This window comes from Maccoyibacter intestinihominis (genome assembly GCF_040096355.1).
Classification (GTDB): domain Bacteria; phylum Bacillota; class Clostridia; order Lachnospirales; family Lachnospiraceae; genus Maccoyibacter; species Maccoyibacter intestinihominis.
In genome coordinates this window covers 357,035-371,841 of record NZ_JBBMEX010000001.1, presented here as the reverse complement: position 1 = coordinate 371,841, position 14,807 = coordinate 357,035, and the positions used below count along the sequence as shown (strand labels likewise).

At 43.7% G+C, this 14,807-nt stretch carries 15 protein-coding genes; all 15 read right to left on the bottom strand.

Features of this window, described 5'->3' with window-relative positions:
- Window positions 1-12: 12 nt before the first annotated feature.
- Window positions 13-1,692, bottom strand: a complete 1,680-nt coding sequence (gene recN / locus WMO43_RS01745; RefSeq protein ID WP_353529561.1) for a DNA repair protein RecN — start codon at window positions 1,690-1,692, stop codon at window positions 13-15.
- A 37-nt stretch (window positions 1,693-1,729) separates the two neighbouring features.
- Window positions 1,730-2,182 carry an arginine repressor gene (gene argR / locus WMO43_RS01740; RefSeq protein WP_177962324.1) on the bottom strand — a complete coding sequence of 151 codons (453 nt, stop codon included), beginning with the start codon at window positions 2,180-2,182 and terminating at the stop codon, window positions 1,730-1,732.
- Between the two features lie 18 nt (window positions 2,183-2,200).
- Window positions 2,201-3,061 carry an NAD(+)/NADH kinase gene (locus WMO43_RS01735; protein ID WP_353529560.1) on the bottom strand — a complete coding sequence of 287 codons (861 nt, stop codon included), beginning with the start codon at window positions 3,059-3,061 and terminating at the stop codon, window positions 2,201-2,203.
- Complete coding sequence (locus tag WMO43_RS01730) at window positions 3,058-3,864, bottom strand: TlyA family RNA methyltransferase (protein ID WP_353529558.1); 807 nt, start codon at window positions 3,862-3,864, stop codon at window positions 3,058-3,060. Before WMO43_RS01730 ends, WMO43_RS01735 begins: the two co-directional genes overlap by 4 nt.
- The gene (dxs, locus tag WMO43_RS01725) at window positions 3,861-5,729 is read right to left on the bottom strand and encodes a 1-deoxy-D-xylulose-5-phosphate synthase (RefSeq protein WP_177962321.1); all 1,869 of its coding nucleotides are present in this window, start codon (window positions 5,727-5,729) and stop codon (window positions 3,861-3,863) included. Before dxs ends, WMO43_RS01730 begins: the two co-directional genes overlap by 4 nt.
- A gap of 12 nt (window positions 5,730-5,741) precedes the next feature.
- Window positions 5,742-6,608 carry a polyprenyl synthetase family protein gene (locus tag WMO43_RS01720; RefSeq protein ID WP_353529556.1) on the bottom strand — a complete coding sequence of 289 codons (867 nt, stop codon included), beginning with the start codon at window positions 6,606-6,608 and terminating at the stop codon, window positions 5,742-5,744.
- An 8-nt stretch (window positions 6,609-6,616) separates the two neighbouring features.
- A complete protein-coding gene (gene xseB, locus WMO43_RS01715; protein ID WP_177962319.1) occupies window positions 6,617-6,823 on the bottom strand; it encodes an exodeoxyribonuclease VII small subunit in 207 nt (68 codons plus the stop codon).
- Window positions 6,808-8,028, bottom strand: a complete 1,221-nt coding sequence (xseA, locus tag WMO43_RS01710; RefSeq protein ID WP_353529555.1) for an exodeoxyribonuclease VII large subunit — start codon at window positions 8,026-8,028, stop codon at window positions 6,808-6,810. The genes xseB and xseA overlap by 16 nt, the downstream gene beginning before the upstream one ends.
- The gene (gene nusB, locus WMO43_RS01705) at window positions 8,025-8,420 is read right to left on the bottom strand and encodes a transcription antitermination factor NusB (protein WP_177962317.1); all 396 of its coding nucleotides are present in this window, start codon (window positions 8,418-8,420) and stop codon (window positions 8,025-8,027) included. The genes xseA and nusB overlap by 4 nt, the downstream gene beginning before the upstream one ends.
- A 99-nt stretch (window positions 8,421-8,519) precedes the next feature.
- The gene (locus WMO43_RS01700) at window positions 8,520-8,897 is read right to left on the bottom strand and encodes an Asp23/Gls24 family envelope stress response protein (RefSeq protein WP_177962316.1); all 378 of its coding nucleotides are present in this window, start codon (window positions 8,895-8,897) and stop codon (window positions 8,520-8,522) included.
- Between the two features lie 613 nt (window positions 8,898-9,510).
- Window positions 9,511-10,341, bottom strand: coding sequence for a nickel pincer cofactor biosynthesis protein LarC (gene larC, locus WMO43_RS01695; protein ID WP_353529553.1), 831 nt, complete (start codon window positions 10,339-10,341; stop codon window positions 9,511-9,513).
- Window positions 10,334-11,086, bottom strand: coding sequence for a nickel pincer cofactor biosynthesis protein LarB (gene larB / locus WMO43_RS01690; protein WP_177962314.1), 753 nt, complete (start codon window positions 11,084-11,086; stop codon window positions 10,334-10,336). The genes larC and larB overlap by 8 nt, the downstream gene beginning before the upstream one ends.
- Window positions 11,087-11,535: 449 nt before the next feature.
- A complete protein-coding gene (gene ftsZ, locus WMO43_RS01685; protein WP_177962313.1) occupies window positions 11,536-12,747 on the bottom strand; it encodes a cell division protein FtsZ in 1,212 nt (403 codons plus the stop codon).
- A gap of 183 nt (window positions 12,748-12,930) precedes the next feature.
- Window positions 12,931-13,686 (bottom strand): cell division protein FtsQ/DivIB, encoded by a 756-nt coding sequence (locus tag WMO43_RS01680; protein WP_353529551.1) that lies wholly within the window; start codon window positions 13,684-13,686, stop codon window positions 12,931-12,933.
- On the bottom strand, window positions 13,683-14,807 hold the full coding sequence (gene ftsW / locus WMO43_RS01675) for a putative lipid II flippase FtsW (RefSeq protein WP_353529550.1): 1,125 nt from the start codon (window positions 14,805-14,807) through the stop codon (window positions 13,683-13,685). The genes WMO43_RS01680 and ftsW overlap by 4 nt, the downstream gene beginning before the upstream one ends.

The following is a 14,807-nucleotide window of genomic DNA, read 5'->3' as shown; positions in this document are numbered from 1 at the left end:
TTCTGTTTCAAACTAGGATTTTTTTGTTTTTGCTGCTAATTCTTTCATTTCTTTTGCATTTTCTAAAACGGTTTCCGTAATACTGACACCGCCAAGCATCCTTGCTAACTCCGCAACGCTCTCTTCCTGCGGCAGCCTGTGGATCTTTGAGGTTGTCCTGCCGGATTCCACGGTTTTCTCGATCAGAAAATGCGTATCTGCCATAGCTGCTATCTGAGGCAGGTGTGTAATACAGATGACCTGATGATTTCTTCCGATCAGATCCATCTTTTCCGAAACCTTCTGCGCCGTTCTTCCACTGATCCCGGTATCTATTTCGTCAAAAATCAAAGTCTCGATCTCGTCATTGTTTGCAAGCACTGTCTTTAATGCCAGCATGATCCTTGAAAGTTCACCGCCCGAAGCGATCTTACCGAGTGGCTTTGGCGTTTCTCCCGGATTTGTGGATATCAGGAACTCCACTTCATCGTATCCATTCGATGTAAAATGTGTGGTCTGTTCAAATTCCATCGACAGATCCACAGTCTCAAAATTCAGATCCAAAAGGTGTTCTGTGACCTGCCTGCACAGTTCTTTCGCATATTTTTTGCGGATCTTAGAAAGCTTTTTACTTGCCTTTTCTAACGCCTCTTCGGATGCCTTCTTTTGTTCTTTTAACTGATTTAAGTATGCATCATAATCTAAAAGTTCGTCCCTGCGTTGGATTTTTTCCTCCTTCACTTCTAATACTTTTTCAATCGTATCACCATACTTGGATTTCAAATGATTCAGTTCATCTAAACGCTTCTCTGTTTCGTAAAAATCCTCTTCCTCAAACTCTAATCCTGACAGATAAGAGGACATATCCCGGTTAAAATCATTCAACAGCCCGTCTAACTGCTCTAACTGCTCTTCTAACGGCTGCAACTCAGCGTCACAGGAAGTCACTGCTGAAATCTCTCGGAGCGCTCTTCCGATCTGATCCGATGCACTTTCACCGTTCTCTGAGGTCAGGCGGTAAGCCGCTCCACATGCTTCCGCAATCTTTTTGCCGTTCAGCATTTTGCGGTAAGTCTTCTCTAACTCCTCGTCCTCTCCTTCCCGCAGGCAGGCATCCTCTAATTCCTGAATTTCAAACTCTAAAAATGAGAGTTCCCGTTGCTGCTGCTCTTTATCAATATCTTTTTCTTCTAATTCTTTTAAAATAGAAGAATATTCCTCATAACGCTTCTTTACCTCTGCCTTTACTTCCTGCGTTTCTTCTTTTGCATAATCGTCAAGCAGTGCTAACTGCATCTTTTTTCCGGTCAGAGACTGATGCTCATGCTGTCCATGAATGTCAATTAAAAGTTGTGCCGCCTCTTTGACTTTTGCTGCGGATATACTCTCGGAGTTGATCTTTGCAACACTTCTTCCCCCGGTGATCTTACGGCTCATAATGACCATACCGTCCTCCGGAAAAATATCCATTTCCTGCAATCTGCGGATGGTATCTTCGCTCTTTACCTCAAAGATCAGTTCCACTAAAGCATAATCCGCACCTTCTTTGATCATCTCCTTTGGCACCTTCTGACCAAGTGCCATATTAATTGAACCGATGATCAATGATTTTCCGGCGCCTGTTTCTCCGGTTAAAATGTTTAACCCTTCCTCAAATTCTACTTCCATCTCGTCGATCAGGGCGAGATTTTTTACATGCAGATTTCGTAACATCCTATCTCCTTCTACTCCCTCACGATCCTGTAGCTGTCTATTTTCCTACCATTTTTCTCAAACGATCCATCAACTGGATATTTTCCTCCACGGAACGGACTGCACACATGATCGTGTCATCTCCGGCAATCGTACCTACAATCTCGTGAAAATTTAATGCATCTAATGCTGCTGCGACTGCCATTGCCATTCCGGACACCGTACGGACCACTAAAATATTCTGTGCCATGTCCATGGATGCAAATCCATCCTTTAACACACGGATATATTTCTGGGACAGATCCTCAGCCGGCTCTGTCAGTGCTGCATATTTCTGTTTTCCGTTGCTCATTGCAACTTTTGTCAGTTTCAATTCGCGGATATCTCTCGATACGGTTGCTTGTGTTACCTGAAAGCCCTCCCGCTCAAGTCTGTCTGACAGTTCTTCCTGTGTCTCCACCTCATTTTTTCTGATAATCTCTAGAATTTTTGCATGTCTTTCTGATTTCACTTCTTTTCCTCCAAGATTCTATATACACGTCTGCATTTTTTTACTGAGTATCTCTAAAAAGCTCAATTTGCTCAATTTCAAAATATTCGTAGCCTGCTCCGCTTTTTTGATCACGATCTTATCGCCAAAGCCTAAATTACTCGGATAATCTCCGTCAAAGCTGACCTCGGCACTGTCATCGGTCTCATGATTTCTGGCACTGATCTCAATCTCAATCTCATCATCGGCGCTCAACACAATACTCTTTGCATTCAGGCTGTGGGAATTGATGGGTGTGACTAATAACAGTTTTGCTTTTGGGTCAACAATCGGTCCTCCTGCGGACATATTGTAAGCCGTAGAGCCGGAAGGCGTTGCTACGATGATCCCATCTCCTACATATGTATTGAGATATTCTCCATTGACCCGGATAATCAGCGTCTTAACGGATGGGTTCGTGCCTCTGTGAATAATAATATCATTGAATGCGGCACGGCTTTTCTGCTCTTTTCCATCTAGCACGCAGTAACCTTCTAACATCATGCGCCGCTCAATCATGTAATGCTCCTGCATAATCTCATCAATGGCTGCATGAATATTGCTTCTCTCTACCTCACAGAGATATCCAAGAGTTCCAAGATTGACTCCTAGCATCGGAATATTCCAGTGATACAAATCCCTCGCTGCACGAATCAGCGTTCCATCACCGCCCAAGACAAGGATACACTCTACGCCCTCCGGTATCTGCTCCGGGTCAATCTGCTCCACTCTTTCTTTGTTACCGCTGCTGTAATAACAGAGACAGGTTCCACCTTTTTGTTCGATATAGTCTTTGACTTCCTTCGTAAAACTCTTTTTTTCATCTTTTTGAATATTCGTAATTGTTAAAAAATGTTTCATGTCCGATCCAATTCTCCATGTGCAGCTTCTACCACCGCTTCGGCATTTACTTCTGCACAATTTTCCCCTTCCTGACTTTTTTTCAGGTGAACCAGATATTCAATATTTCCCTCCGGTCCCTTAATCGGTGAATATTCCAGATTCAGAATGGAAAATCCTAAATCCATCGCTGTTTGTAAGACGGTCTGAATGACCTCTAAATGTACCTTAGGATCACGCACAACACCCTTTTTTCCTACTTTTTCTCTTCCTGCTTCAAACTGCGGCTTAATCAGACAGACCATCTCGCCCCCATCTTTCAGAAGCTCTCTTGCAGCAGGAAGTACCTTCGATAATGAGATAAACGACACATCCACCGAAGCAAAATCCAGTGGTTCCCCAATATCCTCCGGTGTCACATAACGGATATTTGTCTTTTCCATACAGACCACCCGTTCATCGGTTCGCAGTTTCCATGCAAACTGTCCATATCCGACATCGACCGCATAGACTTTGCTTGCACCGTTTTGCAGCATACAATCCGTAAAACCGCCGGTGGAAGCCCCGATGTCCATACAGACTTTGTTCTGTAACTCAATGTCAAAATGGTTCATTGCCTTTTCTAATTTCAAGCCGCCTCTGCTGACATATTTTAAAGTATTTCCTTTGATCTCAATCTTTGCATTTTCCGGTATGGAAGTGCCTGCTTTATCTTCTCTCTGGTTTTCCACAAAGACATTTCCCTCCATGATCATTGCCTTTGCTTTTTCTCTCGAAGGAGCAAGCCCTCTTTTGACCAGTAATATATCTAATCGTTCTTTCATTTCAGCCCCACATATTCTGCTATAATTCTTTTCACTACGGATTCCGCATCAATACCAACCTCCTGATAGAGGATATTTACATTGCCGTGTTCCACATACTCATCCGAAATTGCAATATTTAAAAGACGGACATCCAGACTGCATTCCTCTAAATAGTCCATGACCTGTTCTCCGAAACCGCCGCTTTTTACATTCTCTTCTAACGTTACTAAAAGGCGGTGCTCTTTTGCCGTTCTTGTAAGCATTTCATAGTCTAACGGCTTTGCAAACCTTGCATTGATGAGTGAACAGTGATACCCACGTTCCTTTAACATCTCTCTTACCTTAACCGCAGTCTTTACCATACTGCCAAAGGCGATCAAACAGATTTCTTCTTCGTCATACAGTGTCTCACTCTTGCCTAAGACGATCGGTGCCCGCATCTTTGCAAGTCCGTCATAGGCTTCACCTCTTGGATAACGGATGGCGATCGGACCGTCAAAATCCACGGCAAATTTTACCATATCGGAAAATTCCCATTTATTCTTCGGTGCCATTAAGGTCATATTCGGGATCGTACACAAAAACGAGATGTCAAAAATTCCCTGATGTGTCTCTCCATCACTTCCGACTAACCCCGCCCGGTCGATCGCTATGATAACATGCAGATTCTGGATACAGACATCGTGCAGAATCTGGTCATATGCTCTTTGTAAAAATGAAGAATACACGGCTACTACCGGGATCATGCCTCCTGCTGCTAACCCTGCCGCAAACGTGATGGCATGTTCCTCTGCAATTCCCACATCAAAAAAACGCTCCGGGAACATATTGTGGAATCTTTTCAGTCCCGTACCTGTCTCCATGGCTGCTGTAATGGCAACTACATTTTCATTGCGGTCCCCTAACTTTCGCATGACGGTAGAAAAGATATCGGTATAGGCGGCCTTTTCTTTTTTGTTGCTTGGCAGTCCCGTCTCAATATCAAAAGGCTCTGCACCGTGGAATCTGGCAGGATGACGCTCTGCCGGCAGATACCCTCTGCCCTTTTGTGTCAGACAGTGTACCATGACCGGTCCGTCTACCTTTGATGCGTCCTTAAAGACTCTTACCATTTCTTCGATATTATGCCCATCCACAGGACCTAAATAGGTAATTCCCATATTTTCATAGATCATTCCGGGAATCACTAACTGCTTGATACCACTCTTTGCCCTGCGTACCTGCTCGACCATCCAGTCGCCATAGACCGGGATCTTTGCTAAGGAATTCATCACTCCTTCTTTTAAATCATGGTAACTCTCCGCTGTCCGAAGTCTGTTCAGATGGTTCGACAGCCCACCGACATTTTCGGAAATGGACATATTATTATCATTCAATACAATGATAAAATTCTTCTCTAATCTGGTCGCATTGTTCAGTGCTTCAAACGCCATGCCACCGGTCAACGCTCCATCTCCTATGACAGAGACCACCTTATAGTTTTTCTTCCGGATATCCCTTGCATGTGCATAGCCGAGTCCTGCGGAAATAGAGGTAGAACTATGACCTGTTCCAAACGCATCGCAATCACTCTCACGTCTTTTGGGAAATCCGCTCATGCCACCATATTTACGCAAGCCCTCAAAGCCTTCCCGTCTTCCGGTCAGGATCTTATGCGTATAAGACTGATGGCCCACATCCCAGATGATCTTATCCTCCGGCAGTTGAAACGCTAAATGCAATGCCATTGTCAGTTCCACCACACCTAAATTAGATGCCAGATGTCCTCCGGTTTTTGATATTTTTTCAATCAAAAATTCCCGGATCTCTCCGGCTAATATTTCTAATTCCTGTGGATTCAGTTTTTTTATATCATTTGCCTGCTCTATCTTCTCTAGTACCATGCATAAGCACCTCTAACTTCTCCGATCAATCAGCTCTTCGATTAATTCATATAAGAATTCATTTCGTACCGGAAGGCTCTTTAAACGGTCAATGGCAGATTCTGAATAACGCTTCACATCTTCTTTTGCCTTTTCAAGGCCCTCTAATGCCACATAAGTATTCTTATGATTCTTTTCATCGGATCCTACCGGTTTTCCCAACTCATCGGTATTTCCCGTAACATCTAAAATATCATCCCGTATCTGGAATGCCAGTCCTAACTCACGCGCTGCTAATTCCACGGTACGCTGCTGCTGCTCACTTGCACCTGCTAACACCGCTCCGATCAGCATTGCGGATTCTAAGAGTGCCGAAGTCTTATGGATATGGATAAACTTAAGGGTATCTGCATCAATCTCTTTTCCTTCGGATTCCACATCTAGCACCTGACCGCCGATCATTCCATAGACCCCTGCTTTGGATGCAAGGATCATAAATGCTTTTCCGATCGCCGGATTTCCCTCGTCTAAAACAAATGCCGAGGCTGCTGTTTCAAATGCGTAGTTTAACAATGCATCGCCTGCTAAGATCGCCATTGCCTCACCATATACCACATGCGTCGTCTTTCTTCCACGACGGTATTCATCGTTATCCATTGCCGGCAGATCATCGTGAATCAGTGAATATGTGTGGATCATCTCTATGGCTGCCATAAACGGTTCAATGACCTTTGATGTGCCGCCAAACATACGGTATGTCTCAAGCATCAGCATCGGACGAAGTCGTTTTCCTCCTGCGGATACACTGTAATTCATTGCTTCTAATACGGTTTTCTGATAACCTTCCTCTTTTGGAAGAAAGGATGTCACAATCTGCTCAACTTCTTTTTTTCTATCCATAGTCCCTCTTAAAACTCCTCCAATTCTCCCTGTTCATTCATTTTCAACATCTTTTTTTCTACTGCATCAATTTTCTGATTGCAGTTTTTTAACATTTTCATTCCCTGCTCATACAGGGCAAACGAATCTTCTAACGACACTTCTGTATCCTGCATCTTTTCAATAATTTCTTCGAGTCCGGAAAAACACTCCTCTAATGTCAGTTCTTCTCCCATCGTATCTGCTCCTTTATGCCTGTCACTTTTGCAAGTACCGCTCCATCCGTTACCCGGATCACTATGTCTTCTCCGGGCTGTACATCCTTCGTACTGCGGATATTTCTGCCTGCATCATTGACTGCTACCGAATAGCCCTGCATCAGCTTCTTTGCCGGGGAAAGTCCGTCTAAGGTTCCTGCAAAAATCTCCATCTGATGCCTTGCTTCTATGATCTGCTGCTTCATCTGCTGTCTCAGACGTTCTTCTAAATCCGCGGCATACTGCCTTTTGGTATGGATTCTGCTCTGCGGACTCAAAAGCAAAAGCTGCCTTTTTAAATACTCCTGTTTTTGTTTACGGATATCCAGTTTTGCCTTCATCAGACGGTTCATCTGCATCCGGTACTGTCCTATGTTTCCGTAAAAATCCTGAATATCAAATACTGCAAGTTCTGCTGCTGCCGATGGTGTCGGTGCACGCAAATCCGCCACATAATCTGCGATCGTGGTATCGGTCTCATGCCCTACTGCTGATATCACAGGGATCGGACAATCAAAAATTGCCCTTGCCACGATTTCTTCATTAAATGCCCACAGATCTTCGATCGAACCTCCGCCACGTCCTACGATCAGGAGATCCGGATGTAACTGCTCCATGGCATGGATACCGTTTACAATACTCTGTGCCGCTCCTTCGCCCTGCACCAGTGCCGGATAAAGGATCAGCTGGACATAGGGATTCCTTCGCTGTGCAATATTGTTAATATCCCGCACTGCCGCTCCTGTCGGTGCGGTTACGATCCCGATGGTCTTTGCATATTTTGGAATATCCTGTTTGTATTCCTTAGCAAACATTCCCATCTCTTCTAACTCTTTTTTTAAGGCTTCATATTTCAGATAGAGATCTCCTGCTCCTGCAAGTGTGATTTCCCTTGCATAAAGCTGGTATTTACCATCTCTTTCATAGACTTCGATCGAACCGGTAACAACAACGTTGTCCCCCTCTTTCATATGAAATGTCAGACCTCTTCGATTTCCTGCAAACATCACTGCCTGGATTATTCCACTGCTATCCTTTAATGTAAAATAAATATGTCCCGAAGAGTGATACTTGCAATTACTGATCTCTCCGGACACGGAAATCTGCCGCAGCATGAAATCCTGTGCAAACATATTTTTAATATAGGCATTGACCTGTCCTACAGAATACACATTTCTTCTCATACAAATTTTGCCAATACTCCATTAATAAATGCCGGTGAACTGTCTGCACCGTACTTCTTTGCTAATTCTACTGCCTCATTGATCGCTACGCCTGCCGGAATATCCTCATCGTACTGAATCTCATAAACGGCTAAGCGGATCAGCGATAACTCCACCTTTGCCATACGGCTTGTCTTCCAGCCTTTGGCTTTTTCATTGACGGAAGCATCGATCTCTTCTAAATGTTCCACAATATTCTCATACTTATTCCGTATATATTCGCTGTCTTCCTTACTGATTTCTTCCTCTTCTTCTAAAAAAAGCTGCATCTGTTCTTCCATTTCCATTCCTTCATGGAATTCGATACGAAACAGCATTTTAAAAATCTGCTCTCTTAATTCTCTTCTGCTCACTTGTCTTCCTCTCGCTTCTTCCAGTTTTCCTATACAGTGAAAAGGGATGCCCTTTTGGACACCCCCTATTATACAACACCTGCCGCTATTTAAAAAGCATTATTTGCTATTTTCCATATCCACACTTGCGATACGGATATTTACTTCTAACACCTGTAATCCTGTCATATTCTCAATCGCAGCCTTCACTCTCTCCTGAACCCGGTTCGATACTTCCGGAATGGAATAACCATAGGCGATGTTCAAAGAAAGATTTACCTCGACAGAGTCATCCGTCACCTCAACCTTGACTCCTTTTGAAAGGTTCTTCATACCCAGCTTGCTGACTAATTCATTGGTAATATTTCCTGCCATAGAGCTGACGCCTTCTACTTCCGTAGCTGCCAGACCTGCGATGATCGCTACAACTTCGCCGGCAACATGCACTGTACCGGATTTATCTTCTTTTATGCTAAAACTCTGTCTGTCTTCTGCCATTACACTACCTCCAATATCTAATATGAACCTATTATAGCAGATTATTCCTGTTTTGGGAACTAATTTTTATTTGTCTGCCTGTATTGTCGCCCCGTATCAGGTGATGTGGGGATATTTATGTGGGGCGCTTTATCGGCTGAGCGAGGCGGACACAAGGCCGCCCGGTAGTTTCTGGGCTTGTGTCAGACGGTGAAACCATTCAGGAAAATAAAAAACTCGCTACGCTCAAACAGTTTCATTTTCCTGAATATCACCGTCTTCCCCAAACCCGAAACTGCTCGGACTGCCTTGTACGCCGCTCGCCCAGCCAATAAAGTGCATCCATCATAATTCAAACTCACCATGCAAAGCGATTTCTTACAGATACCACCAGATACCTACAGGTATTACTATCAAGTACAACAAATTCTGTTTAAAATACCGTTTTGTTTCGGGATTTGGCACAAATCCGATATGAAGAGTTTCTTTTTGTGCAATGGAAATGAAACTCAAGAAATCGTGAAGCCCTCTGGCGAACACGATTTCTGTTTTCAGAGGTTCATTGGAATGGTCTGCACAAGGAAACGCGGAATATCTGATTTGTGCCAAATCCCTATATTACTATTTTTTAAACCTAATTACCCTCTATCAGCATCGCCCGCAATATCCCCGGTGTCTCATACTCCCGTTTTCCTGCTCCCATACCTATCTGCAGGATCCGATAAGCCTCCGGCAGTTCTTCCCCTGTACGGATGGCTGCCACGATGGCTGCACCTGTCGGTGTGACCAGTTCTCCCTGCACTTGCAGGCGGTGTATTGCAATTCCATAAGTACGGATGATCTGCGTCACCGCCGGTACCGGAATTGGAAGGATTCCATGCTGACAGCAGACCGTTCCCTGTCCTTCACTGAGCATTGGCACTATCACTTCTTCAATCTGCAAGCTGTCTAAGCAGACTGCCGCTGCAACGATGTCTACGATCGAATCCACCGCCCCGACTTCATGAAAATGCACCTGTTCCATGCTCTCGCCATGCACCTTCGCTTCTGCCTCTGCTAACACGGTAAATATCCGCTCTGCTATTTGTTTTGCATGTTCACTCATGTCTGCGGCTTCTATAATTTCGCATATCTGCTTTAAATTTCTATGCTCATGTTTATATGCGTGTCCTGCTTCCTGCGTCTGTTCTTTTGTCTCGTTCCGGTGTTCCTTGGTATATGCTCCATGCAGATACTCCATATCATGGTCATGATTTTCATGTTGTTCATCTAAAAGCACTGCAAAATCACAAGCATCCAGCCCTGATTTTTTCACACGGGAAATGCAGGTGTGAAATCCTTTGACCGGAAGACTAGCAAGTGCCTGCTCTAACTTTTTTTCGTCTGCTCCTAAATCTAACAGTGATCCCACAAACATATCGCCGCTGATCCCAAACGTACACTCTAGATACAATGTTTTACTCATGCTGTTCTCCTACTAACCTGTTGATCTGTGATGCCATATAGCCGGCACCATAACCATTGTCGATATTGACCACTGCCACCCCGTTCGCGCAGGAATTGATCATGGTCAGGAGTGCCGAAACCCCGTGAAAACTTGCACCATAGCCCACCGATGTCGGAACTGCAATGACCGGTTTATCCACCAAGCCGCCAAGAACGCTTGCTAATGCGCCCTCCATTCCTGCCACCGCAACAATGCAGTTTGCACTTTGGATCGCATCCAGATTTGCCAGCATCCTGTGTATCCCACAGACTCCTATATCATAGATACGTTCCACATAATTTCCAAAATACTCTGCTGTCAGTGCCGCTTCCTCTGCTACGAAAATATCTGCTGTTCCCGCACTGCATACCACGATTTTTCCCATATGCGGCTTGTCATTCTTTTCAATTCGGATGATACGGGAAGTCTCATCATAAACGGTCTGTGGAAACCGTTCCTTTGCTGCTAAATACTGTTCCTTCGATGCCCTTGTTCCAAATACCTCACCATTTTCCCGATAAAGGTGCGTAAAAATCTCTAAAAAATGCTCCGTCGACTTTCCCTCACAGTAAATCACTTCCGCATGTCCGGTCCTGAGTTTCCGATGAGTATCTAACTTCGCATATCCTAATTCTTCAAATGGCTCTTTTCGCAAATACTGTTTTGCTTCCTCTATGGAAAGCGTTCCTGCTTTTACCTGTTCTAATAACTCCTGTATTTCCATGTCACTGCTCCATATCTATTATGCTACCTGTCTGTTTTAAAAATCCTGTGTTTTCTATTCCAGACTTTTCTAACCACACGACTCTGTTTCTCATGCAATTTCGTTTATCTTCAGAACTTCAATTCAGAGAGCAAAAGTGTGCTTCGCACAAAACCGGGACTGCTTTTGTGACTTCGGGAGAAAATTAGTAAATCTTAGTCTGGCTGTTCATGTATAGTGTTTTGCTGCCATGGACGGGGCGTTTAAGACGTACACGTCACTCCATCACAGCCTAACTCAGACAGACTTAAATTTTCTTATTTTCGTACAACGGAACAAAACAGATCCGGCTTTGTGCAAGTTGCCGATCTAAAGAAACCGCCCTTTGCCCCTAATCTCTATCGGAAACAAAAAGCAGCAGACGCTTTCACATCCACTGCTCTGTATGATCCTTTACCGCGAAAGTGCATTTACTTTCTTGTATTCTTTAAGAATGCCGGAATCTGGATATCTTTTTCCGGTACATTGCTGACCGGTTTTGCCGGCTTCTTGATTCCGCTTAAGGTACTTGTTGTATTCTGTACCGGCACGGAGTTCTGCATCGGCATGGAATTCTGCACCGGTGTCGGTGTTACCTGTGGTCTTGCCGTAAAACTCTGTGCAGTCGGTCTTGCGGTTGGTGTTGATGTTGTCTGATATTTTAAATCCGGCATAATCTTATTACCTGTCGGCTTTGTCTCAAGTCCTGTTGCAATAACTGTAATCGTTGCCTCATCTGTCATTGTCTCATCATATTTTGCACCAAAGATGATATTTGCATTATCGCCTGCTAAATCCTGAACATAGCTTGCTGCGTCATTTGCATCCATCAGGGAAATATCTCCCGAAATATTGATGATGACGTGGGATGCTCCGGTAATAGTTGTCTCTAATAATGGACTCGCTACTGCTAATTTCACTGCCTCAATGGCTTTTTCATCGCCTTTAGCAGAACCGATACCGATATGTGCCATACCTTTATCTCGCATAACGGTCTGAACATCCGCGAAATCTAAGTTGATCAATGCTGGAAGATTGATCAGGTCTGTGATTCCCTGTACGGACTGCTGTAATACTTCATCCGCCTTCTTCAATGCATCCGGCATTGTAGTTCTGCGATCTACGATCTCTAATAATTTATCATTCGGAATGACGATCAGTGTATCCACTGCCTCTTTTAACTTCTCAATTCCGGAAAGTGCATTGACCATACGCGCTTTTGCCTCAAATTTAAAAGGCTTTGTTACAACACCAACGGTCAGAATGTCCATTTCTTTTGCGATCTTCGCTACAACAGGAGCTGCTCCGGTTCCTGTTCCACCGCCCATGCCACAGGTTACGAATACCATATCCGCACCTTTGATCGCGTTCGTTAAATCCTCCACACTCTCTTCTGCCGCTTTTTCACCGATTTCCGGCTGTGCTCCGGCTCCGAGACCTTTGGTCAGCTTCTCACCAATCTGGATCAGTGTCGGTGCTTTACATAACATCAAAGCCTGCTTGTCCGTATTGACCCCAATGAACTCTACCCCACCGATATTCTCATCAATCATTCTATTTACAGCATTATTTCCAGCTCCTCCTACACCAATTACAATAATTTTTGCACTGGAATCTGCTTCTGTCGTCATAATCTCTAACAAGGTTCTTCCTCCTTTTTCCTTTCTGGGATTTATCTAAATAAAATGAAACTATCTCTCTTCGTATGTAACGATTCCCATTCGGAATATACACATACAAATATAATATAATTTTTCGTTGAATTAATCAACTACAAATTCTATTTTTTTATTACTATTTTTTTACTGCACTGGCAGTTCTCCATTTTAGGAACCATTACTCTTTTCAAATGGCACATCCGTATTTTCCTCTGACCAGTTTTCCATATGAAGCGTACCGCTCATATCCTTTAACTGTGGAAATATGACGGAAAGTGTTTCCATTTTTGCACTCAGATTCTGACTATTTCCCATATTTACGGTAACTTTTTCATATTCTAACATAATATTGGAATATTCATCACAATGGATTGTCTGCGGCATCATTTTATATTTGCTAAGCCCCTGTGTCAGACTGAGCATTGCTTTTAACAAGGACTTCTTCTTAACGGGAATTTTTTCGCCAACCGAAACTTTACTGCATTCTAATCCGGTCACTTCCATCATTCCTTCTAACTTCCTTGAAGAAGTCTCCACCACTACACCGTCTTTGTTAAAATAGGCATTCTGCCCCATTGCCGGGACATAGAGATAACCGGCAATCTTTTTTTCTCTGACTTTGATACTCAAACTATGCGGACCTTTGATGCGCACCTCCGGCTGCTGTAAAAACGGCATTTCCTCCGCATCCTTAAATTTGTATTTTAAAAATACATACAGGGTATTCCACGAGTAGTCATCATTTAATACCCATTGGCGGATGGTTTCATCCGGATACAGATCCGTTCCCTCTACCTGCACCTGTTTCACGGTAAAACCCTTATACGCAACCACTCCAAGCGCAGCTAATAATATAAGGATGATCAGTATCAGCAGGAAATTTATTCTTTTTTCGCCTTTTTCGCTCTTCTCTCTTTTTCTCATAAATCCTCCGGTCCATCTAACCGGATTCCTCTTGACACACTAAGTGCCAATCCCATCTCGGAAAGCAGAAACAGAACCGATGTACCTCCATAACTGATAAACGGCAGTGTAATACCTGTATTTGGAATAGAATTTGTTACAACTGCGATATTTAAAATAACCTGAATGGAAATATGTGCCATGATACCTACCACAAGCAGTGCTCCATACAGATCCGGAGCATTATTGGCAATGACCATAAATCTCCACAGCATCAGTAAAAACAAAAGAATGACACAGACTGCACCAAACAGTCCTAACTCTTCGCAAATGATGGAAAAGATCATATCATTCTGTGCTTCCGGCAAGAATCCGAGCTTTTGCATACTCTCACCGAGACCTTTTCCAAACAGTTTACCGGAACCGATCGCATAGAGCCCCTGTAATGTCTGGTAACCCTTTTCGTAATCCTCCGGGTTCAGCCAGATCTTGATACGCTCTGCACGGTATCTCTCTAAATAGATAAAGATACTTCCAAACGCGATTCCGAGTCCTCCTAACGCGAAAAACTGTGCATATTTCGGACTTGCCACAAAGGACATCACAACGGCAATCCCCAACAGAATGATTGCCGTACTTAGGTTGTTATATGCAATGACACCGACGATCGGCACTACGATCAGAAGTACCTTGATCACCGTCTGAAACTTTTTCATCTGCTTGGGCATGCGGCTGATCAGCACTGCTAAGAACAGTATGACCGCTATCTTTGCAAACTCTGACGGCTGAAAAGACAATGGTCCTAATTTCAGCCACCTCTTTTGTCCATTATATTCCTGACCAACAAAAATAACTGCTGTACACAGTAACAGTGCCACTATGTAAGCCACTCCCGCAAAACGCATCCATACATGATAATCGATCCTCGATATCAGATACATTGCCATGAATCCGAGGCTTGTTGCAAACAACTGCTTTTTCACATAATATGCACTGTCGTCGAATTTTAACTGCCCATCGTAAGAACTGGTCGAATAGAGCATGACCAGTCCGAAACAGACCAGAAAAATAATGATAAACAACAGACTGTAATCAAAATATCTTGTCGGTTTGCTGCCGGTTCGTTCCCGCTTCTTACCCAT

Coding starts and splice junctions, on each gene's coding strand:
- WMO43_RS01730 (WP_353529558.1), bottom strand. CDS start 3,864: ATGAAAGAACGATTAGATATATTACTGGTCAAAAGAGGGCTTGCTCCT.
- WMO43_RS01735 (WP_353529560.1), bottom strand. CDS start 3,061: ATGAAACATTTTTTAACAATTACGAATATTCAAAAAGATGAAAAAAAG.
- larC (WP_353529553.1), bottom strand. CDS start 10,341: ATGAGTAAAACATTGTATCTAGAGTGTACGTTTGGGATCAGCGGCGAT.
- WMO43_RS01700 (WP_177962316.1), bottom strand. CDS start 8,897: ATGGCAGAAGACAGACAGAGTTTTAGCATAAAAGAAGATAAATCCGGT.
- dxs (WP_177962321.1), bottom strand. CDS start 5,729: ATGGTACTAGAGAAGATAGAGCAGGCAAATGATATAAAAAAACTGAAT.
- xseA (WP_353529555.1), bottom strand. CDS start 8,028: ATGAGAAGAAATGTGTATTCTGTAGGACAGGTCAATGCCTATATTAAA.
- xseB (WP_177962319.1), bottom strand. CDS start 6,823: ATGGGAGAAGAACTGACATTAGAGGAGTGTTTTTCCGGACTCGAAGAA.
- ftsW (WP_353529550.1), bottom strand. CDS start 14,807: ATGGGTAAGAAGCGGGAACGAACCGGCAGCAAACCGACAAGATATTTT.
- recN (WP_353529561.1), bottom strand. CDS start 1,692: ATGTTACGAAATCTGCATGTAAAAAATCTCGCCCTGATCGACGAGATG.
- WMO43_RS01720 (WP_353529556.1), bottom strand. CDS start 6,608: ATGGATAGAAAAAAAGAAGTTGAGCAGATTGTGACATCCTTTCTTCCA.
- larB (WP_177962314.1), bottom strand. CDS start 11,086: ATGGAAATACAGGAGTTATTAGAACAGGTAAAAGCAGGAACGCTTTCC.
- WMO43_RS01680 (WP_353529551.1), bottom strand. CDS start 13,686: ATGAGAAAAAGAGAGAAGAGCGAAAAAGGCGAAAAAAGAATAAATTTC.